Here is a 3,874-nt window from a genome sequence, read left to right on the forward strand (position 1 = left end):
TCGCCGACTGAGCGATCGGCTCGATCGTCTCCTCCGCGGTGGCGGTGCCCGCATCCGCATCGACCGACACCGAGTTCACGGTGACCTTCCAACTGCCGCCCGGCCCGATCAACGAATCGACCTCGGCGGCGAAGGTCTGCTGCGTGAACTGCTGCCGCAACAACTGCTGATCGCTCGCGCAACGAGTCGCGATGAGCGCGTTCAGATCCCGCTTGTTCTGCGCCTGGATCTCGGCCTCGATGACCGCGCGGATCTGCGTCTCGTCGTCGCTTCCGCGGGACGACAGGATGATCCAGGTGGCGCCCACGATGATCGCGATGATCAGCGCGGTGGCTCCCGCGATGATCCAGATGGTCCGGTCGGTGTTCGGCGCCGGCACGGGGCCCGGACCCGACGGTGCCCGCCCCGCGGCGTCCGGCACGACGGTGCCCGGTGCCGGCGCGGGGTAGGCGGGTACGGGGGCACCCTGTACGGGAGTGCCGGTCACGGCGCTGCCCGTGAGAAACGGGGTTCCCGCCGCGGAGACCGGACCGCCCTGTCCGTAGGCCGTGCGGGGCGGCTGCGGGGGCGCGATGCCCAGCTCCCGGTAGGTCTGCGGAGGCAGCACCGGGTAGAGCAGTTCCCGGGGATCAGTCGGGCGCATCGGACCGTTCCTTCGGTGCGTGCTGCGAATGCTCCATCGATTGCAGCAGGGCGGTGAGGGCGTCGAGCTTCTCGTGCACATCGTCGAGCTCGCGGCGGATGTAATCACGGCTGGCGGCATCGCCCGCCGCCAGCCGCACCGAAGCCAGTTCGCGCGCAAGGAATTCGGTATCGGCCTTGGTCTGCGCAGCGCGCATCCGGTCCTCGTCGAGCGAGACCCGGTCGCGGCTCTCCTGACGGTTCTGCGCCAGCAGGATGAGCGGTGCGGCGTACGCGGCCTGGGTGGAGAAGGCGAGGTTGAGCAGGATGAACGGGTACGGATCGAACCGGAACGCCACCCAGCTGACGTTGATGGCGATCCACACGATCACGATCACCGTCTGAATCGCGAGATAGCGCCCGGTGCCCAGGAATCGGGCCACGCGTTCGGCGCCCTGGCCGATCATGTCCTCGCCCAGGTTGAGGCTGATGCTGCGGTTCAGCAGCGGTGTGTCGAGCCGTGATCGGTCGCTCACTTGGCCTCCTCGATGTCCTCGTCGCGCCAGTCCTCGGGCAGCAGGTGGTCGAGGAGGTCGTCCACCGAAACCGCTCCCAACATGTGATTCTCGGTGTCGATCACCGGGCCCGCCACCAGGTTGTACGCCGCGAAGTAGCGGGTCACATCGCCCAGCGGATCGTCGGGACTGAGCTTGGGCAGATCGGTGTCCACGATGCCGCCCACCAGATTCGCGGGCGGCTCACGCAGCAGCTTCTGCAGGTGCACGGCACCGATGTAGCGCCCGGTGGGCGTGGCCGTCGGCGGCCGGACCACGAAGACCATGCTCGCCAGCGCGGGGGTGATATCGGGATTGCGCGCCCTGGCAAGGGCTTCGGCCACCGTGGTCGACGGGGTGACCACGATCGGCTCCGGCGTCATCATGCCGCCCGCGGTGTACGGGGAGAAGGTGAGCAGCCGCCGCACGGTCCCCGAGTCCTCGGGATCCATCACGGTGAGCAGCTCCTCGCGCTGCCACACCGGCAGCTCACCGAGGAGGTCGGCGGCATCGTCGGGGTCCATGGCCTCGAGCACGTCGGCGGCGCGGGGCTTGGACAGGTGCGCGATCACCTCGGTCTGATCGTCGGTGCCGAGCTCCTGCAGGATGTCGGCGAGGCGCTCGTCGTCGAACGCCGCGGCGATCGCGAGCCGGCGCTCCGTGGGCAGCTCGCGCAGGGCCTGCGCCACATCGGTGGCGCGCATGTCGTCGTACATGGTGAGCGCGTCGGCCACGTCCTGATCGGTGCCCGTGAGCGCGGTCGAGGTGAATCCGGTGATGTGCGACAGGTCCACGACGTGCACGCCGCCCCGTCGACCCAGGCTCCGGCCACGCACGCGCACCGCGAGCCGGTGCACCACCCAGTCCCGGGTGCGGGTCTGCTCGATCCCCACATCGACGACGGAGGCGTCGGAACCGTCGTAGGTCTCGCCGGGCTCATCCACCCGGACGCGGGTGCCGAGCACCTGGCCGAGCACGAGGGCCTCACCGGTCCGCAGGTGCAGGCGGCGCAGGCTGACCGATCCGGTGTTCAGGGTGACGGCGGCCGCTTCGATGCTGGTCACACGCAGCATGGGGACGAAGATGCGGCGGCGGTTGGCGAGCTCGACGGCAAGTCCCAGGACCCGCGGGGCCTTCCGGTCGGAGCGCAGGCCGATCACGGCATCGCGGACTCGGCCGATGGACTCGCCGTCCGGACCCACCACGGGGAGGCCGGCGAGTCGTGCCACGAATACTCTGGAGACAGCCGACATGGTCTTCAGGGTAGTTTCGTTTCCGACGTCGCATGCGAAGGAGGGCGCCGAAATGTCCAATCCGTTGTCCGGACCCGCGGGCCAGAACCAACCGGGGGCAGCCGGTGGGCGCAGGCTCCCGACGAAGCCGAACGGCTGGCCGATCGGCTCCTACAACACCTACGCCGAGGCGCAGCGCGCCGTGGACTACCTCTCCGATCAGCAGTTCCCGGTGGAGAACGTGACCATCGTGGGTGTCGACCTGATGCAGGTCGAGCGCATCACGGGCCGCCTGACCTGGGGACGCGTGCTCGGTGCCGGTGCCGGCTCGGGCGCCTGGCTGGGCCTGTTCCTCGGTCTGCTCGTGGGGCTTTTCGTGGGCGGCGGCGGTGCCCTGTTCTCGACGGTGATCGCGGGTGTCATCGGCGGTGTCATCTTCGGATTGATCACGACGGCCGTGCCCTACGCCGCGTCCCGCGGGACCCGGGACTTCTCCTCGACGATGCAGCTGGTGGCCGGTCGCTACGACGTGCTGTGCGATCCGCACCACGCCGAGCAGGCCCGCGACATGCTCGCCCGCCTCAACATCCAGTAGCCGCCTCAGCGGTCGATGACGCCGCCCGCCACGTGACTCGTGGCGGGCGGCGTTTCGTCGTTCGCGGACCGTAGCTCCCTGCCGGGGCGTGGTCTCCCCGTCGAAATCCGGCGTCCCCGGGTCGGCTGCAGGGGGGAGACCATGACACGTAGGGGAGGCCGCTTCCCAGGTGGGAGCTGGCGGGGGGTTGATGGGGCGGCGGCATCGGTGAAGATCGCGTGGAAGCTATTTAGCGAGTCCGAGAGTCCTGCTAAATTGCGGAGAGGTGATAGAAATCACGAGGAGGACTCTCATGGCGGACATCCTGGGGCGCACCGGCGCCACGGCCTTCGATCAGCGATACGTCGATACGCTCGCCGATCTGTCCGACGGCTCGGTGCACCGTCGATTCGATCCCTACCTGGACATCGACTGGGACTCCCCGGAGCTGCGGCTCGATCCGAACGACCCGCGCTGGGTGCTGCCCCCGACGCTCGACTCGCTCGGTGCCACTCAGTGGTACCGCGACCTGCCGCTGGAGCGGCGGATCGAGATCGGGAAGTGGCGGATGGCCAACACCATCAAGGTGGGCGCCGCCTTCGAGTCCATCCTGATCCGCGGAATGATGCAGTACATCATGAAGCTCCCGAACAAGTCGCCGGAGTTCCGCTACTGCCTCCACGAGATGACGGAGGAGTGCAACCACATCCAGATGTTCCAGGAGCTGGTGAACCGCATCGATGTGGACGTCCCGGGGATGCGCAAGCGATTCCGCCGCGCGTCACCGATGATCGGCGTGCTCGGGGGCTACGCGCACGTGATCCTGTTCATGGGCATCCTCGGTGGTGAGGAGCCGATCGACCACTACCAGAAGGCGATCATGCGCCACGGCG

At 68.5% G+C, this 3,874-nt stretch carries 5 protein-coding genes; 2 read left to right on the top strand and 3 right to left on the bottom strand.

Going from position 1 to position 3,874, the window contains the following annotated elements; genetic code table 11:
- From ABD108_RS19625 to ABD108_RS19635, 3 genes are all read right to left on the bottom strand, one after another.
- The coding region (locus ABD108_RS19625) for an Rv0361 family membrane protein (protein ID WP_486389668.1) at positions 1 to 643 on the bottom strand (643 nt) is incomplete at its 3' end.
- The gene (locus ABD108_RS19630) at positions 630 to 1,157 is read right to left on the bottom strand and encodes a DUF1003 domain-containing protein (RefSeq protein ID WP_220658311.1); all 528 of its coding nucleotides are present in this window, start codon (positions 1,155 to 1,157) and stop codon (positions 630 to 632) included. The genes ABD108_RS19630 and ABD108_RS19625, both read right to left, overlap by 14 nt.
- Complete coding sequence (locus tag ABD108_RS19635; RefSeq protein ID WP_220658312.1) at positions 1,154 to 2,428, bottom strand: magnesium transporter MgtE N-terminal domain-containing protein; 1,275 nt, start codon at positions 2,426 to 2,428, stop codon at positions 1,154 to 1,156. The genes ABD108_RS19630 and ABD108_RS19635 overlap by 4 nt, the downstream gene beginning before the upstream one ends.
- Positions 2,429 to 2,480: 52 nt before the next feature.
- Here ABD108_RS19635 and ABD108_RS19640 point away from each other — a divergent pair, with 52 nt between their 5' ends.
- Both ABD108_RS19640 and ABD108_RS19645 read left to right on the top strand, forming a co-directional pair.
- On the top strand, positions 2,481 to 3,002 hold the full coding sequence (locus ABD108_RS19640) for a YflT domain-containing protein (protein ID WP_343931156.1): 522 nt from the start codon (positions 2,481 to 2,483) through the stop codon (positions 3,000 to 3,002).
- Between the two features lie 292 nt (positions 3,003 to 3,294).
- Positions 3,295 to 3,874 (top strand): AurF N-oxygenase family protein (locus ABD108_RS19645; RefSeq protein ID WP_425579803.1); only part of this gene is annotated, 580 nt, incomplete at its 3' end.

Source organism: Tsukamurella strandjordii (assembly GCF_039525985.1).
GTDB classification, from domain to species: Bacteria; Actinomycetota; Actinomycetes; order Mycobacteriales; family Mycobacteriaceae; genus Tsukamurella; species Tsukamurella strandjordii.

What these genes read in the sequence shown, in the direction of transcription:
- ABD108_RS19635 (WP_220658312.1), bottom strand. Translation starts at nt 2,428, where the DNA reads ATGTCGGCTGTCTCCAGAGTATTCGTGGCACGACTCGCCGGCCTCCCC.
- ABD108_RS19640 (WP_343931156.1), top strand. Translation starts at nt 2,481, where the DNA reads ATGTCCAATCCGTTGTCCGGACCCGCGGGCCAGAACCAACCGGGGGCA.